This window comes from Streptomyces flaveus, assembly GCF_014647675.1.
Lineage (GTDB): Bacteria > Actinomycetota > Actinomycetes > Streptomycetales > Streptomycetaceae > Streptomyces > Streptomyces flaveus.
Genome location: NZ_BMPQ01000030.1, coordinates 29,513 through 46,609 on the forward strand (window position 1 = coordinate 29,513; position 17,097 = coordinate 46,609).

A 17,097-nucleotide genomic window follows, 5' to 3' on the forward strand; every position below is an offset into this window, starting at 1 on the left:
GAACTCCTCTGCGTTCTTCAGCCTTCAGCGAGGCAGCTCAGACGTCCAGTTCGCGGCGCGCGATGACGTCGCGGTACCACTCGAAGGAGGCCTTGGGTTTGCGTTCGAGGGTGTCGGGGTCGACGTGGACGATGCCGAAGCGCTTGCTGAAGCCTGCGGACCACTCGTAGTTGTCGAGGAGCGACCAGAGGTAGTAGCCGCGTACGTCGGCGCCCTCGTCGATGGCGCGTGCGATCCACTCCAGGAAGCCGCGTACGTAGCTGATGCGCTCCTGGTCGTCGAACGGGTCGGCTCCTTCGACGTCGACCGTGCCGTTCTCGGTGATGTACACCGGTCCCGTCCAGCCGTATTCGTCGTGGACCAGGCCGATGGCGTCGTAGACGGCCTTCGGGTAGAACTCCATGCCGTTGTCGAGGAAGTTCCCGCCCGGGTGCGTCTCGCGATTGACCTCCCACCACTTCGTGCCCTCGTCCTTGGCGCCGGCGACGACTCTGGAGTACACGTTCAGACCGAGGAAGTCGACCGGCGAGGCGATCAGCTCCAGGTCGCCGTCGCGGATCTCGGGCATGGTGCCCTCGCGGGTGAGGCGTTCGACGTTGCGCTCGCTGTACTCCTTCTTCAGGAGCGGATCGAGGAAGAACCGGAAGGAGTCGTCCTCGTTCCGCGCCGCGAAGGCGGCGTCGGCGGGGTCGTCGGTGGCGGGGTGCTGCTTCCAGATGTCCACCACGATTCCGATCTCGGATCCAGGTGTGCCGAGTTCCCTGAAGGCACGGACCGCCTCACCGTGCGCGAGCAGCGCGTTGTGCATGGCCTGCTTGCCCAGCCGTGCGTCCTCGTGGCCGGGCGCGAACATACCCATGCCGTACCCCACCCAGATCGCGATGGGTTCGTTGAGCGTCGCCCAGCGGGGCACCCGGTCGCCGAACTCCTCGAACGCCAGGGCGGCGTAGTCACGGAACCATTTGGCGACGTCACGGTTGGCCCAGCCGCCGCGGTCCTCCAGAGCCTGGGGCAGGTCCCAGTGGTACAGCGTGACATTGGGGGAGATCCCGGCCGTGTCCAGTTCGTCGAGGAGGCGGTGGTAGAAGTCGATGCCGGTGCGGTTCACGGCACCGGTTCCTTCGGGGAGCAGCCGGGGCCAGCTCAGCGAGAACCGGTACGAGTCGACGCCGAGGTCGCGCATCAGGGCGACGTCCTCGCGGAACCGGTGGTAGTGGTCGACCGTGACGTCGCCCGGGATGTCCAGGTGCACCTTGCCCGGCGTATGTCCGAAGGTGTCCCAGATCGAGGGACCTTTCCCGTCCTCGTCCCAGGCGCCCTCGATCTGGAAGGCACTGGTGGCCGTACCGAACACGAAGTCCCTGGGGAACACGATCCGGCCTTCGGCAGGGGGGTTGCTCATCGCTGCGGTCTCCTGTGCGTGGGCTTCGGCCGGCGTCATGACGCCGTCGCGGGCGAGCTCATGAGGTCGCATGCAGCTCAAGTCGCTTCTGCCGGCGGGTGCGTTGCAGGACGGGGTCCGGGACGGGGGCGGCTGCCACCAGGCGCTGGGTGTACTCGTGTTGTGGCTGGTCGCATACGTCGGTGCTGCGTCCCTCTTCGACGATGTGTCCGTGTTGCAGCACCAGGGTGCGTGCCGCGAACTCCTTGACGACGGCGAGGTCGTGGGTGATGAACAGGTACGCGCATCCCAGCGATTGCTGGAGTTCGGCGAGCAGGTCGAGAGCGGCGGCCTGGGTGGTGACGTCGAGGGCGCTGGTCGGCTCGTCGCAGATGATGATCTTGGGTTGCCGGGCGACCGCCCGGGCGATGGCGATGCGCTGGCGCTGACCTCCGCTGAACTGGGCCGGATAGCGGTCGGCTGCGTCCTCCGGCAGGCCGACGCGGCGCAGCAGATCGGTGATGTGAGCGCGGACTTCGCGAGGTGAGCGGGTCGAGTCGGCGAGCAGGGGCTCGGCCAGCGTCCGGCCCACGGGCAGCGCCGGGTTGAGCGACCCGTACGGATTCTGGAAGATCGCCTGGAGGTCGGGGGCCAGTGCGCGGCGGGCACGGCCGGTGAGACGGGTGATGTCCCGCCCGTCGAGCAGCACGCGCCCGCCGCTGACCGGCGTCAGTCCCAGCACCGCCCTGCCGATGGTGGTCTTGCCCGAGCCGGACTCGCCCACGAGCGCGACCGTCTCGGCGCGCCCGACCTCGAACGACACGTCCTCGATGACCGTGGTCGGGGGCTTGCGGAAGCCACGGGACGGGTAGCGGACCGCAAGGCCGTCAAGCTGGAGTACGGGTGTGCCGGTCACGCGACCCTCCCTTCGGTACGGGCGATGCTGGGTGTGCTCTCGATGAGCTTCTTCGTGTACGGGTGCTGCGGCCGGTAGAAGATGTCCTCGACCGAGCCCTCTTCCACGATCCGGCCCTGCTCCATCACGATCGCCCGGTCGCAGCTGTCGGCCACCACGCCCAGGTCGTGGGTGATCAGGATGATCGCCATGCCGCGTTCGTCGCGCAGCGACCGCAGCAGGTCCAGGATTCCCGCCTGCACCGTGACGTCCAGTGCCGTGGTGGGTTCGTCGGCGATCAGCACCTTCGGTGACCCGGCCAGCGCCATGGCGATGGCGACCCGCTGGAGCATGCCGCCGGACAGCTCGTGCGGGTGCCGGCGCGCGATGTCGTCCGGGTCACGCAGGTGGACGCTGCTCAGCAGCTCGCGGACTCGTTGTCCGACGGCGTCCTTCCCGCCCGACACGGCACCGGTACGCCGGACGACCTCGGACAGTTGGGAGCCGATGGTGAAGTTCGGGTCGAGTGCCACCATGGGTTCCTGTGACACCAGGGCTATCTCGCTGCCGCGGATGCGCTGCAGGTCCCGCTCCGGCAGGCCGCTGATCCGTCTGCCGGCCAGCCAGGCCGAGCCACCCGTCACCGTCCCGTTGGGAGCGAGCAGCCCGAGCAGGGACAGGCCTGTCACCGTCTTGCCGCTGCCGGATTCGCCCACGAGACCGAAGATCTCACCGGTGTTCACCGTGAAGCTGACGGAGTCGACGACGGTGCGCGGGCCTTGGGGAGTGGCGAAGGCGATCGAGTAGTCGCGCACGGCGAGCACACCCGCGTCCGGGGGTGTGTCCGACGCTTCGGCGGTGTCCTTGGCGACCGCCACGGGGACCGGTCGCTGGGACCGGCTGCCGGTCCCTTGTCTCCGGTCCTGAGTGAGGTCGCGAAGCCCGTCGCCGAGCAGCCCGAAGGCGACGGACATCAGGCCGATCAGGCCGCCGGAGATGAGCAGCAGGGAGGGGCTCTGCTCCATGACCTGCGAGGCCTCCCCGACCATGCCGCCCCAGCTGGGGGCGGGCGGCGGGGTGGCCAGGCCGAGGAAGCCGAGGCCGGTCTGCACCATGAGGGCGATGCCCGAGAAGAGGCACATCTGGACGAGCAACAGCCCCACCAGGCCGGGGAAGATGTGCCGTGCCATGATCCTCGCGGCGCTGAGCCCGGACACCCTGGCGGCGTCCACGAACAGTTCCTCCCGCAGTGCGATGCACGAGCTGCGGATGATCCGTGCCAGGCCCGCGGCGGACAGGAAGCCGAGTGTGAGCATGGCGGCGACGTTGCTCTGGCTGAAGATCGCCAGGACGGCGAGCATGATGATGACCGCGGGAACCGAGAGCATGACGTCCATCAGGCCCACGATGACCCGGTCGGTCCAGCCCCGTAGATAGCCGGCGAGGATGCCGAGTGACATGCCCAGGACGATGTAGACGCTCACGGCGACACCCACCCCCAGCAGGGCCGGCCGCCCGCCGTAGAGCAACCGGCTCAGCACGTCGCGGCCGAGCTCGTCGGTGCCCAGCGGGTGGCTTGCCGACGGACCGCCGCGCGCGTGGAGCAGGTCCTGCGCCAACGGCGGGTGCGGTGCCAGAAGGGGGGCGAGGATCACGGCGACGGTGACAGTCAGGACCACGGCGAGCGCTGCCGCGGTGAGAGGACGGCGCCAGATACCGGCGAAGGGGTTGGTCCACTTCCGCGATGACACGCTCACGGGCGGATCTGCAGCGGTCATGCCACACGCACCTTCGGGTTCAGGAGGCTGTAGAGAACATCGACGAGAAGGTTGATCGCGATCACCAGCATCGTGAAGGTGATGGCAACGCCCTGCACGACCGGCAGATCGTGCTGGTTGGTCGCGTCGACAACCGTCGTCCCGAGCCCGGGCAGGGTGAAGATGTTCTCGACGAGAATCGTGCCGGGGATGTACGCGATCATCGTGATGCCGATCGCGGTCGCCACCGGCAGCCCGCAACTGCGCAGGGCGTGCTTCCAGACGATGGATGCGGGCCGGACGCCGGAGGCTCGCAACGTTCTGATGTAGTCGAGGCCCAGGGTGGACAGCATCGCGTCGCGGGTGATCTTGGAGATCAGGGCGACACCCCCGATCGAGAGAGCGATCACGGGCAGCACGAGGCCGGCCGCCCATTGCCCCGGTGACTGGGCGAACGGGGTGTACCCGGTGGCCGGGAAGATCGGGAACCTGATGGCGAACAGGGATACGAGCATCAGCGCGAGCCAGAAGTTGGGCAGGGCACTGCCCAGCAGGGACACGATGTCGAACAGCCGGCGGCTGACCCGGCCACGCGTCGCGCTGTACACCCCGAGCAGGACGCCGACCAGGGTCGACAGCACGGTGGCCCCGATCACCAGGATCAGCGTGACCGGCAGTCGTTGTCCGATCAGTGCCAGCACGGATTCGCCGCTGAACAGCGAGCTGCCGAAGTCGCCGTGCAGGATGTCGCGCAGATACAGCCAGTACTGCTCGGCGAACGGCTTGTCGAGATGGAGCGTGGCCCTCAGCGCGTCGTACTGCTCCTGCGTCGCGTTGATACCCAGGATCGTTCGTGCCGGGTCACCCGGCACGAACGACTCCAGGAGCGAGGTGATCGCCGAGACGATCACCAGGAGCGGGACGGCCAGCGCCAGCCTGCGGAAAATGATGGGAAACATCAGGGTCCTCGTCAGCGGGTGGTCCACATGGTGTTCGAGGTCAGCTGAGCGCCGCCCTCCGGGAACTGCACCCCGCGCAGCTTGCTGTTGTGCATGACGATCGTGTCGGTACCGGACACCGGCAGCGCGAGCGCCTTCCGCACGATCACATCGGTGAGATCCTTCGCCGCCGCGCCGCTGGACTTCGCGTCCGACTTGGCGAGCTTGGCGTACGCGGCATCGAAGTCCGGGTCGGTCGCGCCGAAGAGGTTCATGAGGCCCGTCTTGGTGAACGGCGCCTGCTGTGCGTAGAAGTTGGTGTCGCCACCCGAGCCCGGCGAGAGCACGGTGGCCGCGTACTTCTTCGACAGCAGGTCGTTGATCCAGCCACCGAAGTTCGCGGCGGCCTTCAACTTGAGGGTCACACCCACCTTGCCGAGCTGGTCCTGCACGGCCTGGACCATCTTGGTCGTCGAGGGGTCGAACGACCCGTAGTTCACCGGGATGGTCAGCCCCTTCTCGTATCCCGCCGCCTTCAGCAACTTCTTGGCCTTGGCCGGGTCGTAGGGATACATCTTCTCGGCCGCGGGGCTGTAGCCGTCGTAACCGGGCATCGCCGGCTGAGAGACCGGTGCGGCGAAGTCGCCGTAGACCGCCTTCGTGATCGCGGCACGGTCGATGGCGTGGTTCAGCGCCTGCCGGACCCGCTCATCGCCCAGTCCCTTGACGACGGTGCCCTCACGGTCCAGGAGGAACAGGCCCGCCCAGGTGGTGGGCTTCTTGACCGTGGTGATCGACTTGTCGCCGGCGAGCGTCGGCGCCACGTCCGGAGTGCCGAACATGAGGTCGATCTGCCCGGACTTCAGGGCCTGCGCCTGCGAGTTGGCGTTCGGCATCACCCGGACGGTGATCTTCTTGAAGTGGACGGCGGACTTGTCGTAGAAGTTCTTGTTCGGCACGTAGACGTAGTGGTCACCGGAGACCGACTGCTGGGCGCTGTACACGTACGGCCCGGCGCCGAAGGTCGCGGAGGCCAGCTTCTTCGGGTCCTTCAGCCCCGCCGGGCTGATGATGGCGCCGCCCAGGAACGCAGGGGTGAACAGCGCCCCCATGTCCGGGTTCGGCGTCGGGCTGCTGATCACCACGGTCGAAGTGTCCGGCGTGGAGAAGGTCAGGGGACGGAACCAGGCACCTCCGGGTCCGCTGCCCTTCTGGAAGTACTTGATCGAGTTGACCACGTCGGTGGCGGTGATCGGCGTGCCGTCGGCGAACTTCACGCCCTTGCGCAGGTGGAGCTCGAACTTGGTGTTCTTCTTGCCGACGTAGCCCCACTTGTCGGCCAGCCCGGCCCCCAGGGTGCCGTCGGCCTTGCGGGTCAGCAGCGTCGCGTAGGCGGGATCCATGTAGTTGAGGAAGGGCCCGACGGCGATCTGGGCGGGGTCCAGGCTGTTGGGCGCCGAGGACAGGGCGATGGTCAGGTTCGCCGGGCCGGCGTTGCCGCCGCTGGTCTCTCCTCCGCCGCAGGCGGTGAGCGCGAGCGATGCCACGACGCCGATCGAGGCCTGGAGTGCGGTTCTTCTCTTCATTGAGGGTCTCCGATTTGAGGGGCCGGAAAAATCGAGGGAGGAGCGGGGCACACGGCTCGCGAAGGGCCACCGAGGCGGACGATCTGGGGGGATTTGCGAGTTTTCAGGAAGGGCTCAGCGGAAGAAGCCGCTGAAGGGGATCACTCCGTCCCGTGGGGCCCGCAGGCCGTCTGCTTCAATGTCGGCGATCGGACGAGTCGGTGTCCCATCGCGCAACCTGACATCGTGGCTACTTGGAGTAGCTATAACGTGTCGCTAACACGTTATAGTGAGTGGGTGTCCGTAAATTAACTGTGTCTCCTGCGTTGCGCAAGAGGTTCGTGGAAGGTGGTCGTCGATGGCACCGCGAAGCGGGAGAGTGACGAGTGCGGACGTGGCTCGTGAGGCCGGAGTCTCGCGGGCCACGGTGAGCTTCGTGCTCAACAACACGCAGCATCAGAAGATCACCGAAGCGACACGGCGGCGGGTGCTGACAGCGGCCGAAAAGCTCGGCTACGCCCCGTCGGCCGCGGCGCGAACCCTCCGATACGGGCGTTCCGACGTGGTGCTCGGCCTGCTGCCCGACTGGCCCCTCGGCTACGCGGCCGGGCAACTCGTCCAGGAGCTCACGCTTGCGTTCGCGAATCGCAATCTCACCTTCGTCGTCCATTCCGGCATCCGGGGCGCTCGCTCGCTGAGCGAGATCTGGAAGGCCATCACGCCGGCCGCCGTGCTGTCCTTCGAACCGTTCTCCGACTCCGATGCGACGGCGATGCGGGCCGCGGGCATCGAGGTGATCGTCGCCCTGTACGACGACAAGGGCCCCGGATCGGACGAGAACATCACCAGTGCGAACGCGATCGGTGCCGCACAGGCCCGCCATCTGGCCGCCTCCCACCGGCGACTGGGATACGCGTACCCCGACGACGAGCGGGTCGCCGTCTTCGCCGGGCCGCGCGCCGACGGCGTCCGCAAAGCCTGTGCCGAGCTGGGACTGCCCGAACCCGACGTCCGGACCGTCCCGCTGACAGCGGACGCTGCCGCCGACGCCGTCCGGTCCTGGCTCGCCGCCGACCCCCAAGTGACCGGCATCTGCGCGTTCAACGACGACGTGGCCATGAGCGTGCTGGCCGGTCTGCGCCGCCTCGGCCTCGAAGCCCCCCGGGACATGGCGGTGATCGGCGTCGACGACAGCCCTGCCGCAGCGGTGTCCTCCCCACCCCTGACCAGCGTCGTCCAGGACCTCCCCGGTATCGCCGAGCTGTACGCGAACTCGGTGAGGGCCGCGCTCGACGGCGCACCGGCCACCAGCAACCAGGTGGAGCCACGCATCCGGCTCGAGGTCCGCGAGTCGGCGTGACGGCCTGAGCCGTCATGGCCGAGGCCCGCCGCGGACATCGCCGGCGATCCGCCCGCTGTCGGCCGCCGCGCGGCTTCGGCGTACCCGCGGGCACGCCCTCGCAGGAGGTGCCCCCGGCCGGGCCGAAATGCTGGACGGGCCGGAAGCGACCGACCCGCACGCCGTCATCACCACTCCAGCGCGGCCTTCTCGTCGAGGCCCAGCTCTGCTGTGCCGTGATCGTGATGGGTCGCCATGGTGCGGATCCTCGGGGTGGGTGACGGTCAGGAAGTGGTGACCCGATGCAGGGACAGGAGATGGCTGCCGGATCCGAGTCGCTCGACGGCCTCCGTGGAGCGCCAGCCCTCGGGTGTGCTGAACCGTCCTGTGGTGCCGGGCGGCAGAACGGCCTCCACCGTGAGGGCGTCGTCACTGATCGACCAGGCGACGGATGCGGTGCCGTACGGGGTGGCGATCGACGCCTCGGCGGAGGTGAGCGTGCCTCCGGGACGCGGGGCGAGCTCCAGCGTGCGATAGCCGGGGTCGAGGGGGCGGAGACCGGCCACGGTCCGGTAGAGCCAGGTCGCGACCGCCCCATACGCATAGTGGTTGAACGACAGCATCGTGCCCGCCTTCTCGACGTCGATGGTGCCGTCGGGACGGATGGCGTCCCACCGCTCCCACATGGTCGTGGCACCGCGGGCGACCTGGTAGAGCCAGCCCGGACACTCGGTGTTGAGCAGGAGTTGGTACGCCTCCGCCGTGTGGCCGGTGCTGGTGAGGGCGGGCAGCACGAAGGGCGTGCCGAGGAAGCCGGTGGCGATGCGTCCGTCGTTGGCGCGCACCAGGGCGGCGAGGGTTTCGCCCACCACGGCACGCTTGGCGGCGGGCGCGATGCCGAACTGGAGGGCGAGCGCACATCCGGTCTGGGTGGTGCGGGCGTGCTCGCCCCACTTCCGCCAGGCGGCCTCGGCGGTACGCCGGTGCAGGGCCGCGTACCGTTCGGCGGCCTCGACGTGCCCCAGGTCCTGGGCCGCGTCGGCGAGCAGGCGGGCGCTGTGCGCGACAAAGGCGGTGGCGACATAGGCGGAGTCGGTGGTGGCCCGCTCTGGGTGCTCCGGTGGCGCGGTCGGGTCGAGCCAGTCACCGAGTTGCGCGTTGCCGCTCCAGGTCCCGTCCTCGTCCAGGTGAGCGACGGTGAACTCGACCCACGCACGCATCGTCGCGTAGTGGCGGCCCAGCAGACTGCGCTCGCCGTAGGCGTCGAAGAGGGCGGCCGGTACGACGGTGGCCGCGTCGCCCCAGCCCGCGGCGCTGCCGGCGAACGGCAGCTCGGTCGGCGGCAGTTCGCCGAGCGGCACATCCGGAATCACCAACGGGACCGCGCCGTCCGGTCGTTGCTCGATGCGCAGATCGGTGAGCCAGCTGTCGAGGAAGGTCCGGCTGTCGAACGTGGCGCACGCCGTCGGGGCGAAGGCCATGATGTCGCCGGTCCAGCCGAGCCGTTCGTCGCGTTGCGGGCAGTCCGTGGGCACGGCGAGGAAGTTGCCGCGCTGGGAGCGTACGACGTTGTCGTACAGCGTGTTCACACGCTCGTCGGAGCAGCGGAACTCGCCGATGCGGCGCAGGTCGCTGGCCACGACGTCGACCTCCACCGCCTCGATGGTGACGCCCGGGGAGGTGACGATCTCGGCGTGACGGAAGCCGTGGAAGGTGAACTCCGGCTTCAGTTCGGCCGTGTTGCCGGCCAAGGTGTACTGGTCGGTGGCGCGGGCGCCACGCAGGATGCTCGTCAGCAGGCGACCGTCGCCGTCGAGGACCTCGGCGTGTCGGACGGTCACCGTGCTTCCCGCCGGGCCGTCGACGCGCAGCCTCAGCCAGCCGGTCAGGTTCTCGCCCGCGTCGACGGCGATGGTGCCATCGGGCAAGGTCTGCTGCCCGGGCCGGATGACCTGGACGACGCGCACGGGTGGGTGGGCCCGCTGCGTCAGCCCTGTGGGCAGGGGGATGGTGGCGACCGGTTCCCAGTCGTTGTCGACGAAGCCCGGCAGTTGCCAGCCGTCGGGTTCGTGGCGGAGGTCGCGTTCGCAGCCGTCGTACAGGTCCGCCGCCAGCAGGTCGCCGTAACCGCCCTTCCAGCGGCCGTCGGTGGTGACGGTGACCCTGGTCCCGTCGGCCAGGCCGATTTCGAGTTGGGCGAGCAGGGCCGTTGTGTCGCCGTAGACGTTGCGATTCTTGTGCCAGGTGAGGTGGCCGCGGTACCAGCCGTCGCCGATCGCGGCGGAGAGGGCGTTCGTGCCGGGGCGGAGCAGGCCGGTGACGTCGTAGGTGGCGTAGAGCAGCCGGTTGGGGTAGCTGGTCCAGCCCGGTTCCAGCAGGTCGTCGGATACGGGCCTGCCGTTGACCGTGGTGCGGTGCACGCCGAGCGAGGTCACATACAGGCGCGCGGACACCGGCTCCGCCGGGAGGTGGAACTCCCGGCGGAGCAACGGCACGGGGCCGGGGGAGGTACGGCCCCGGTCACTGGGCACGTGGACGGGGCGGGCCGCCCAGTCCACGTCGTCGAGCAGCGCGGTCTCCACACGGGCGGCGTCACTCCAATCCGTCCACCCGAGGTCGGTGCGGACACGGACACGCCAGTACCGGACCTCGCGACTGCTCAGCGGTTGCGCCGGCCATGGGTGACCGGTCACCGTGTCGGACTCGACTTCTCCGCTGGACGCGGTGTCGGTGAAGGACGGGTCGGTCGACACCTGGATCTCGTAGGCGTGCTGGAGGATGCCCGGCCGTTCGCCGGTCAGCGACCACGACAGGCGCGGCTCGGGGTACGAGGTGGCCACGAGACCGGAGTCGTCCGCGGTGCGCAGGCCGGTGACCGAGGTCGCGGTGTCCGTCGTGTGGAGTTCCGGAAGGTTCGATGTGTTCATCGCTGGAGGTGCCTCCGGAGGAATCGAAGCGTGGACTGGTGCAGCGTGGTGCGGTGGGGGACGGTTCCCCAGGCGTGGTCCGCGCCCTCGACGATCTCGAGGTGTGCGTTGCCGTCGTAGTGGTCGAGGTAGCGCCGTACGTACTCGAGGGGAGCGACGTCGTCCTTGTCGCCGTGCAGGATGTGGACCGGGCCCGCGTAACTGCTCGACCGCCCGTAGACGTCGAGGCCGGCGATGTCCTCGACGAGAGCGGGGCTCACCCGGTGCCCGTCGGCGTCGAAGTAGCCCTTCTCCGCGATCTCCGGTGCGAGGCGGCGGCCCTTGAGAGAGCCGCCGCCGATCTCGAAGGGGGCGACCGCCGCCGGGGACCACAGGCACAGCGCGGCGATTCCGGGCTCCTCGGCGGCCACGATGCCGGCGACCACACCCCCCATGCTCATACCGACCAGGCCGATACGGTCGGGGTCGGCGAAGTCGAGGGTCCGGACCGCCTGGAGGACCGCGCGGGTCTCGGCGATCTCCCCGGTGATGGTCACGTCGAAGAAGTCGCCGTCGCTCTCGCCATGGCCCGAGAGGTCGAACCGGACCGAGGCGATGCCGTGAGCCTCCAGCAGCCGGGACATGGCGACGAAGTTCGGCAGTTCGAGCCGGTTGGAGCTGAAGCCGTGGACGAACACCGCGGTCGGGTGGCGGATTCCGGCCGGCCCGTCGGGGATGTGCAGCGTGGAGCGCAGCGTCAGGCCGTTGTGCTGGAGGTCGTGCGAGCGGATCACAGAGTGGCCTTTCCGGTCGTCTGCGGGGCGGCGTAGTGACCGCCGATCGCGATTCCCGACGTCACCAGGGCCGCGGCGTCCAGGTAGGAGGGCATGCCGGCGAGGGCCGCGGTCTTCCAGGGGCTGCTGGTGGTGGTTTTCAGGTCAGGCATGGGTCCTCTTCGTTGAGTACCGGGGAGGGGGAGGGTGGGGGACCTGAGAAGGCGGCGCCCGGCCGGCGCCCGCGGCTCTCGAAACAGAGAGTTGCTGAACAGAGAGTTACTGAATCGCGCCACTTAAACGTGTAGGTTGACTGAGTGCGTAAGCTAGCCCGCAGTCGTGGGCTTTGACAAGAGGTCTGTCAGAGGGTGGGGTGCATGACCGGGACGTCCAGCGGCAGGCGGGTGACCAGCGCGGACGTCGCGCGAGAGGCCGGAGTCTCGCGCGCGACGGTGAGCTATGTCCTCAACGACACCCCGCACCAGAAGATCGCCGACGCGACGCGCCGTCGGGTGTGGGAGGCGGCCGCCCGGCTCGGCTATTCGCCGTCGGCCGCGGCGCGCACGCTGCGGACGGGGCGTTCGGACATCGTGCTCGGCCTGCTGCCCAACTGGCCGATCGAGCACGTCCTGGGACGCCTCATCCAGCAGCTGACCAGTGCCTTCGCCGAACACGAGCTCACCTTCCTGGTGCACTCGTCGGCTCCCCCCGCCCGACCGTTGCGGGAGATCTGGAAGGCGGTGACGCCCGCGGCGGTGCTGGCCCTGGAGGAGTTCCCCGAGTCCGAGGCCGACGCCATGCGGGCGGTGGGCATCCAGGTCGTCATGGCGCTGCACGGCTCGGTGCGGGGAGAGCCTCGGCCGCCCCTGGTGTCCGAGGAACCGATCGGCGCCGTGCAGGCCCGCCACCTCGTCGGCAAGCACCGCCGGCTCGGTTACGCCTCTCCGGATCTGACGAGACTCGGCGCCCTGGCCCGGTCGCGCCTGGACGGGGTCCGCGAGGTCTGCGCCGAACTCGGCCTTCCGGAGCCGGATGCCCGAACCGTGCCTCTGGAGCAGAGTGGTGCCGCCGAAGCCGTGAAGACATGGCTCGCCGCCGACCCACCGGTCACCGGCATCTGCGCGTTCAACGACGACGTCGCGATGGCCGTGCTGGCCGCCCTGCGGTCCCTCGGGCTGCGCGCCCCACAGGACCTCGCCGTGATCGGCGTCGACGACATCCCGGGCGCGGCTCTGGCCCAGCCGCCGCTGACCTCGGTCGTCCGCGACACCGACGCCATCGCGCGGGGTTTGGCTCGCCGTATCGTCGACACCCTGGACGGGAAGGACGCCCCCGCCGACCCCATCCGGGATCCGCTTCGGGTCCACGTCCGGGAATCCGCCTGATCCCCCGTTGTCGACAGACGCCCGCCGTGACGCGAACGCGTACTGCGAGCCGAGGCCGCCGGCCTAGGCGGTGCCCGGGCCGGTTCGTGAGAGGCGGACCATGGCGCGGTAGAGAGCGGCGGGCCTCGGGGCTTCGGGCAGCGCGGGGATCGGTGCGTCGGGTGCGGCGTAGGAGCGGAGCATGTGGCCGACGAGGCGGCGCCAGGTGTCGGGTGCGGCGTCGCCGGTGGCGGTGACGACGCCGGCGTTGGCCATGAGCAGGATGACGACGTCCTGGTGGGTGAAGTCGTCGCGCAGGTGCCCGGTGTTCTTGGCGCGGGTGATGAGTTCGAGCAACCGGTCGTACGCCTCGGCGCGACGGGCCTCCAGCGCCTTGGCGGCGGGGAAGGTCATGGTCAGGACGTCGGCGAAGCCGCGGTCGGCGGCCTGCATGGCGCAGACGGCGTGGAGGTAGCCGGTGAAGCCGTGCCAGGGGTCCGGGTCGTCCAGGGCGATGGTGACGGCGGCGGCGTAGGCGTCCATGCGTTCGGCGAAGACGGCGGCGACCAGGTCGTCCTTGGCGGGGAAGCGGCGGGAGAGGGTGGCTTTGCCGACGCCTGCCTCGCGGGCGACGGAGGCCATGGAGACGCCGAGTCCTTCAGCGGCGTAGAGGCGGCGGGCGGCGGCCAGGATGCGGCAGCGGTTGCGCTCGGCGTCGGCGCGCAGTCCCGTGCCGGGCTGCTGACCCGGCGTCTGGTCGGAAGGCGGGGAGGTCATGCGCCCACTCTACCCAAGTGGAACGGTCGGACCGCTTCTGTTGTACGGTGGGCGACAGTAAAAATGGGCCGCCCGGTCCACTTAATCGGAGGATGTTGTCATGCGCGCTATCACGCTCGAATCCGTCCCCTCGGCCCCGGCCGTGGCCGAGGTGGACACTCCCCGCCCGGAGGCCGGGGAATTGCTGGTCAAGGTGGCCGCCGCCTCGCTGAACGGCATCGACCTCGCCACCGCCGCCGGCTACACGCAAGCGTTTATGGAGCACCGGTACCCGCTGGTCCTCGGCCAGGATTTCGCGGGCACCGTCGAGGCGCTCGGCGAGGGCGTGGAAGGCTTCGCGGTCGGCGACGCGGTCTTCGGCGTCGTACTGAAGCCGTACCTGGGCGCCGGATCGCTGGCCCAGTACGTCACCGTGCCCGCCGGACACGGAGCCGCCCGCATCCCCGCGGGCCTGAAGGTGGGGGACGCGGGCGCGCTGGGCGTGGCCGGGGCCACTGCCCTGGTGAGCCTGGACGCGGTGGCCCTGGGCGAGGACGAGACGCTGCTGATCTCCGGGGCCTCCGGCGGGGTGGGTTCGCTGGCGGTGCAGCTCGCCGCCGCCCGTGGCGCGAAGGTGATCGCGACCGCCCGCCCCGGCGCGCAGACCGACTTCGTCACCGGCCTGACCGGCGCGGAGGTCCACGTGGTCGACTTCACCGGTGACCTGGAGGGGCAGGTCCGCGCGATCGCCCCGGAGGGGGTGGACGCGGTGCTGCACCTGGCGGGCGACGGTGCCCAGCTGGCCGCTCTGCTGCGGCCGGGCGGTCAGCTCGCCTCTACCACCGGCTTGACCCAGGACGCCGTCAAGGGGCAGGACGTCACCATTCACACGATCATGGCCAACCCCGATCCCAGGATCCTGACCTCCCTGGCCGAGCAGGTCGCCTCCGGCGCACTGCGCGTGCCGGTCACCGCCACCTACCCGCTGGAGCAGGCACCCGAGGCGTTCGCCGCCTTCGGCGCCGGCACCCCAGGCAAGATCGCCGTCTCCTGCTCCTGACATCCGTCGCTTCACGGAAAGAGACCTGATCGTGCCCACCATTGCCATCATCGGCGCCGGCCCCGGCATGGGCCTGGCCATCGCCCGCACCTTCGGCAGCCGCGGCTTCGACGTCGCCCTGATCTCCCGCACCAAGGAGAAGCTCCAGACGCTGGTCGGACAGCTCGGCCAGGAAGGCATCACCGCCGAGGCGTTCACCGCCGACGTCCTGGACCGGCCCTCCCTGACCGCCGCCCTGGACGCCGTGAAGGCCCGCTTCGGCGGCATCGACGTACTGGAGTACTCCCCGGCCCCGCACTCCCCGGTGCCCGGCCTCACCATGGCCGCCCCCTCGGAGGCCACGGTGGACAATCTGCAGCCGCAGATCGAGTACATCTTCTACGGCGCCATCACGGCGGCCCAGGCGGTGCTGCCCGCGATGCGCGAGGCGGGCGCCGGCACCCTGCTGTTCACCACCGGCGGCGGTTCGGTGGATCCCATCCCCATGCTCGGCAACGTCAACGCCCCCGCGGCAGCTCTGCGCAACTGGGTGATCAACCTGGACAAGGAACTGGCCGGCAGCGGTGTGCACGCCGCCCACGTGGCGATCGGCGTGTGGATCGGCGAGGGCTTCCCGACGGCCACGTCCGAGGAGATCGCTCCCCTGTACTGGGACCTGCACGAAAACCGTGACCGCTCCGAGGCCGTCTTCACCGCCTGACCGGCCGGCTCACTCCGCTCCTGGGGAGGGGCATCCGCTCCCTCCCCGTCCCGTCCCTCCCCGAAGGAATCCGTACGTGAACGTCTTCTTGTGGATCGTGCAGGCCGTGCTGGCCGCCATGTTCGCCATGGCCGGCGTCATGAAGTCCACCCAGCCCAAGGACAAGCTGGCCGGCCGGCTGCCCTGGACGGCCGACTTCTCCCAGGGCACCGTCCGCTTCATCGGCATCGTGGAGTTCGCCGCCGCCCTCGGGCTGATCCTTCCCGCTGCGACTGACATCGCCCCCGTGCTGACCCCGCTGGCCGCGACCGGCCTGGCCGTGGTGATGGTGCTGGCCGCGATCACCCACGCCCGCCGCAAGGAACCCGGCGCGATCGCCTTCAATGCCGTCCTGCTGATCCTGGCCACCCTGGTGGCCTGGGGCCGCTTCGGCCCGTACAGCTTCTGACCCCGTCCTTCTGACCGCCACCGCGAGGAACCACCCCTGATGCGTGTCACCGTCTTCGGCGCGACCGGTGCCATCGGCGGCCTGGTCGTCCAACAGCTTCTGGACGACGGCCACCAGGTCACCGCCCTGGTCCGCACCCCCGCCAAGCTCGCCCTCACCCACTCCCAACTCATCGTCGTCACCGGGCAGTTGTCCGACCGTGATGCCGTCGAGCAGGCCGTCAGTGGCGCGGACGCGGTGATCAGCGCGCTCGGCCCCTCCCTGAAACGGTCCGCGACCGGCACCCCGGTGACCGACGGAACCCGCACCATCGTGCAGGCCATGGATGCGCAGAAGGTGGACCGGTTCATCGGCCTGGCCACACCCTCCCTGGCCGATCCGCAGGACAAGCCGCACTGGAAGCACAAGGTGCTGCCCCTCATGGCCGGGCTGACGATCCCCAACGCGCTGGCCGAGCTGAAGGGCATGACCGAGGCCGTCACCGACTCCGGTCTCGACTACACCATCGCCCGCATCACCAACCCGACGAACAAGCCCGCCACCGGCCGCATCCGTTCCGGGTTCCTCGGCCACGACAAGGTCGCCTCCGCCATGAGCCGCGCCGACATCGCCGCTTTCCTCGTCTCCCAGCTCACCGACACCCGCTACCGGCGGGCCATGCCCGCCATCAGCAACTGAGCCAGGACCCCGCCATGACCTTCGAACTCGGCGTCTACTCCTTCGGCAACACCCCGCGCTTGTCCGACGGCAGCCGCGGCCCCACCGCCCAGGCCCTGCGCGACGTACTGGAGGCCATCAAGCTCGCCGACGAGGTCGGGCTGGACTACTTCGGGGTGGGCGAGCACCACATGCGGGCGATGCCGCTGTCCTCGCCGACCTCCGTGGTCAACGCCGCCGCGGCCTCCACACACCGGATCAAGCTCAGCACCGCGGTCACCGTCCTGTCGACCGACGACCCGATCCGGGTGTTCCAGCAGCTCGCCACCGCCGCGTCGCTGGCTCCCGGACGCATCGAACTGGTCGCCGGACGCGGCTCGTCCACGATCACGTTCCCGCTGTTCGACCACGACGAGCACGACTACGACATGCTGTACGCCTCCAAACTCGACCTGTTGATGGCTGTCAACGCCGGCGTCGTCAGCGCCTGCAGCGACGCCGCCCCGGATGTCTGGCGACACGTACGTCACCGGGGCCGGTGGCACCAGTGACGACGAC

General features: G+C 69.6%; 16 protein-coding genes. 7 read left to right on the forward strand and 9 right to left on the reverse strand.

What is annotated here, in order from left to right; all coding sequences use genetic code 11:
- Positions 1-37: 37 nt before the first annotated feature.
- Genes IEZ21_RS37550 through IEZ21_RS37570 form a run of 5 tightly spaced genes read right to left on the reverse strand, consistent with a single transcriptional unit; the run spans position 38 to position 6,557 of the window.
- Positions 38-1,402 (reverse strand): GH1 family beta-glucosidase, encoded by a 1,365-nt coding sequence (locus IEZ21_RS37550; protein ID WP_189326306.1) that lies wholly within the window; start codon positions 1,400-1,402, stop codon positions 38-40.
- A 58-nt stretch (positions 1,403-1,460) separates the two neighbouring features.
- Entirely contained in the window at positions 1,461-2,297 is an 837-nt protein-coding gene (locus tag IEZ21_RS37555) for an ABC transporter ATP-binding protein (protein WP_189326307.1), read from the reverse strand.
- Positions 2,294-4,054, reverse strand: a complete 1,761-nt coding sequence (locus tag IEZ21_RS37560; protein WP_189326308.1) for a dipeptide/oligopeptide/nickel ABC transporter permease/ATP-binding protein — start codon at positions 4,052-4,054, stop codon at positions 2,294-2,296. Before IEZ21_RS37560 ends, IEZ21_RS37555 begins: the two co-directional genes overlap by 4 nt.
- A complete protein-coding gene (locus IEZ21_RS37565) occupies positions 4,051-4,992 on the reverse strand; it encodes an ABC transporter permease (protein WP_189326309.1) in 942 nt (313 codons plus the stop codon). The genes IEZ21_RS37560 and IEZ21_RS37565 overlap by 4 nt, the downstream gene beginning before the upstream one ends.
- An 11-nt stretch (positions 4,993-5,003) precedes the next feature.
- Entirely contained in the window at positions 5,004-6,557 is a 1,554-nt protein-coding gene (locus tag IEZ21_RS37570; RefSeq protein WP_189326310.1) for an ABC transporter substrate-binding protein, read from the reverse strand.
- Positions 6,558-6,894: 337 nt separating this feature from the next.
- Here IEZ21_RS37570 and IEZ21_RS37575 point away from each other — a divergent pair, with 337 nt between their 5' ends.
- Positions 6,895-7,896, forward strand: coding sequence for a LacI family DNA-binding transcriptional regulator (locus tag IEZ21_RS37575; RefSeq protein ID WP_189326311.1), 1,002 nt, complete (start codon positions 6,895-6,897; stop codon positions 7,894-7,896).
- 263 nt (positions 7,897-8,159) lie between these two features.
- Here the strand turns inward: IEZ21_RS37575 and IEZ21_RS37580 are convergent, their stop codons facing one another.
- Genes IEZ21_RS37580 through IEZ21_RS37590 form a run of 3 tightly spaced genes read right to left on the reverse strand, consistent with a single transcriptional unit; the run spans position 8,160 to position 11,727 of the window.
- The gene (locus IEZ21_RS37580) at positions 8,160-10,802 is read right to left on the reverse strand and encodes a family 78 glycoside hydrolase catalytic domain (RefSeq protein WP_189326312.1); all 2,643 of its coding nucleotides are present in this window, start codon (positions 10,800-10,802) and stop codon (positions 8,160-8,162) included.
- Positions 10,799-11,575, reverse strand: coding sequence for an alpha/beta hydrolase (locus tag IEZ21_RS37585; RefSeq protein ID WP_189326313.1), 777 nt, complete (start codon positions 11,573-11,575; stop codon positions 10,799-10,801). The genes IEZ21_RS37580 and IEZ21_RS37585 overlap by 4 nt, the downstream gene beginning before the upstream one ends.
- Positions 11,572-11,727 (reverse strand): hypothetical protein, encoded by a 156-nt coding sequence (locus IEZ21_RS37590; RefSeq protein ID WP_189326366.1) that lies wholly within the window; start codon positions 11,725-11,727, stop codon positions 11,572-11,574. The genes IEZ21_RS37585 and IEZ21_RS37590 overlap by 4 nt, the downstream gene beginning before the upstream one ends.
- Before the next feature lie 204 nt (positions 11,728-11,931).
- Between IEZ21_RS37590 and IEZ21_RS37595 the strand changes: the two genes are divergently transcribed.
- Positions 11,932-12,939, forward strand: a complete 1,008-nt coding sequence (locus IEZ21_RS37595; RefSeq protein WP_189326314.1) for a LacI family DNA-binding transcriptional regulator — start codon at positions 11,932-11,934, stop codon at positions 12,937-12,939.
- Positions 12,940-13,002: 63 nt separating this feature from the next.
- Here the strand turns inward: IEZ21_RS37595 and IEZ21_RS37600 are convergent, their stop codons facing one another.
- Positions 13,003-13,695, reverse strand: a complete 693-nt coding sequence (locus tag IEZ21_RS37600) for a TetR/AcrR family transcriptional regulator (RefSeq protein WP_189326315.1) — start codon at positions 13,693-13,695, stop codon at positions 13,003-13,005.
- A 100-nt stretch (positions 13,696-13,795) separates the two neighbouring features.
- On the opposite strand from IEZ21_RS37600, the gene IEZ21_RS37605 reads away from it, so the two are divergent.
- The 5 genes from IEZ21_RS37605 to IEZ21_RS37625 all read left to right on the forward strand — a co-directional run bounded on the left by IEZ21_RS37605 (position 13,796) and on the right by IEZ21_RS37625 (position 17,090).
- On the forward strand, positions 13,796-14,734 hold the full coding sequence (locus tag IEZ21_RS37605; protein WP_189326316.1) for an NADP-dependent oxidoreductase: 939 nt from the start codon (positions 13,796-13,798) through the stop codon (positions 14,732-14,734).
- Between the two features lie 31 nt (positions 14,735-14,765).
- Positions 14,766-15,434: an SDR family NAD(P)-dependent oxidoreductase gene (locus tag IEZ21_RS37610; protein WP_189326317.1), complete on the forward strand. Its 669-nt coding sequence runs from the start codon at positions 14,766-14,768 to the stop codon at positions 15,432-15,434.
- A gap of 76 nt (positions 15,435-15,510) precedes the next feature.
- Positions 15,511-15,882, forward strand: a complete 372-nt coding sequence (locus tag IEZ21_RS37615) for a DoxX family protein (RefSeq protein WP_189326318.1) — start codon at positions 15,511-15,513, stop codon at positions 15,880-15,882.
- A 39-nt stretch (positions 15,883-15,921) separates the two neighbouring features.
- Positions 15,922-16,560 carry an NAD(P)-dependent oxidoreductase gene (locus IEZ21_RS37620; RefSeq protein ID WP_189326319.1) on the forward strand — a complete coding sequence of 213 codons (639 nt, stop codon included), beginning with the start codon at positions 15,922-15,924 and terminating at the stop codon, positions 16,558-16,560.
- Positions 16,561-16,574: 14 nt separating this feature from the next.
- Positions 16,575-17,090 (forward strand): LLM class flavin-dependent oxidoreductase, encoded by a 516-nt coding sequence (locus IEZ21_RS37625; protein WP_246568541.1) that lies wholly within the window; start codon positions 16,575-16,577, stop codon positions 17,088-17,090.
- Positions 17,091-17,097 lie beyond the last annotated feature (7 nt).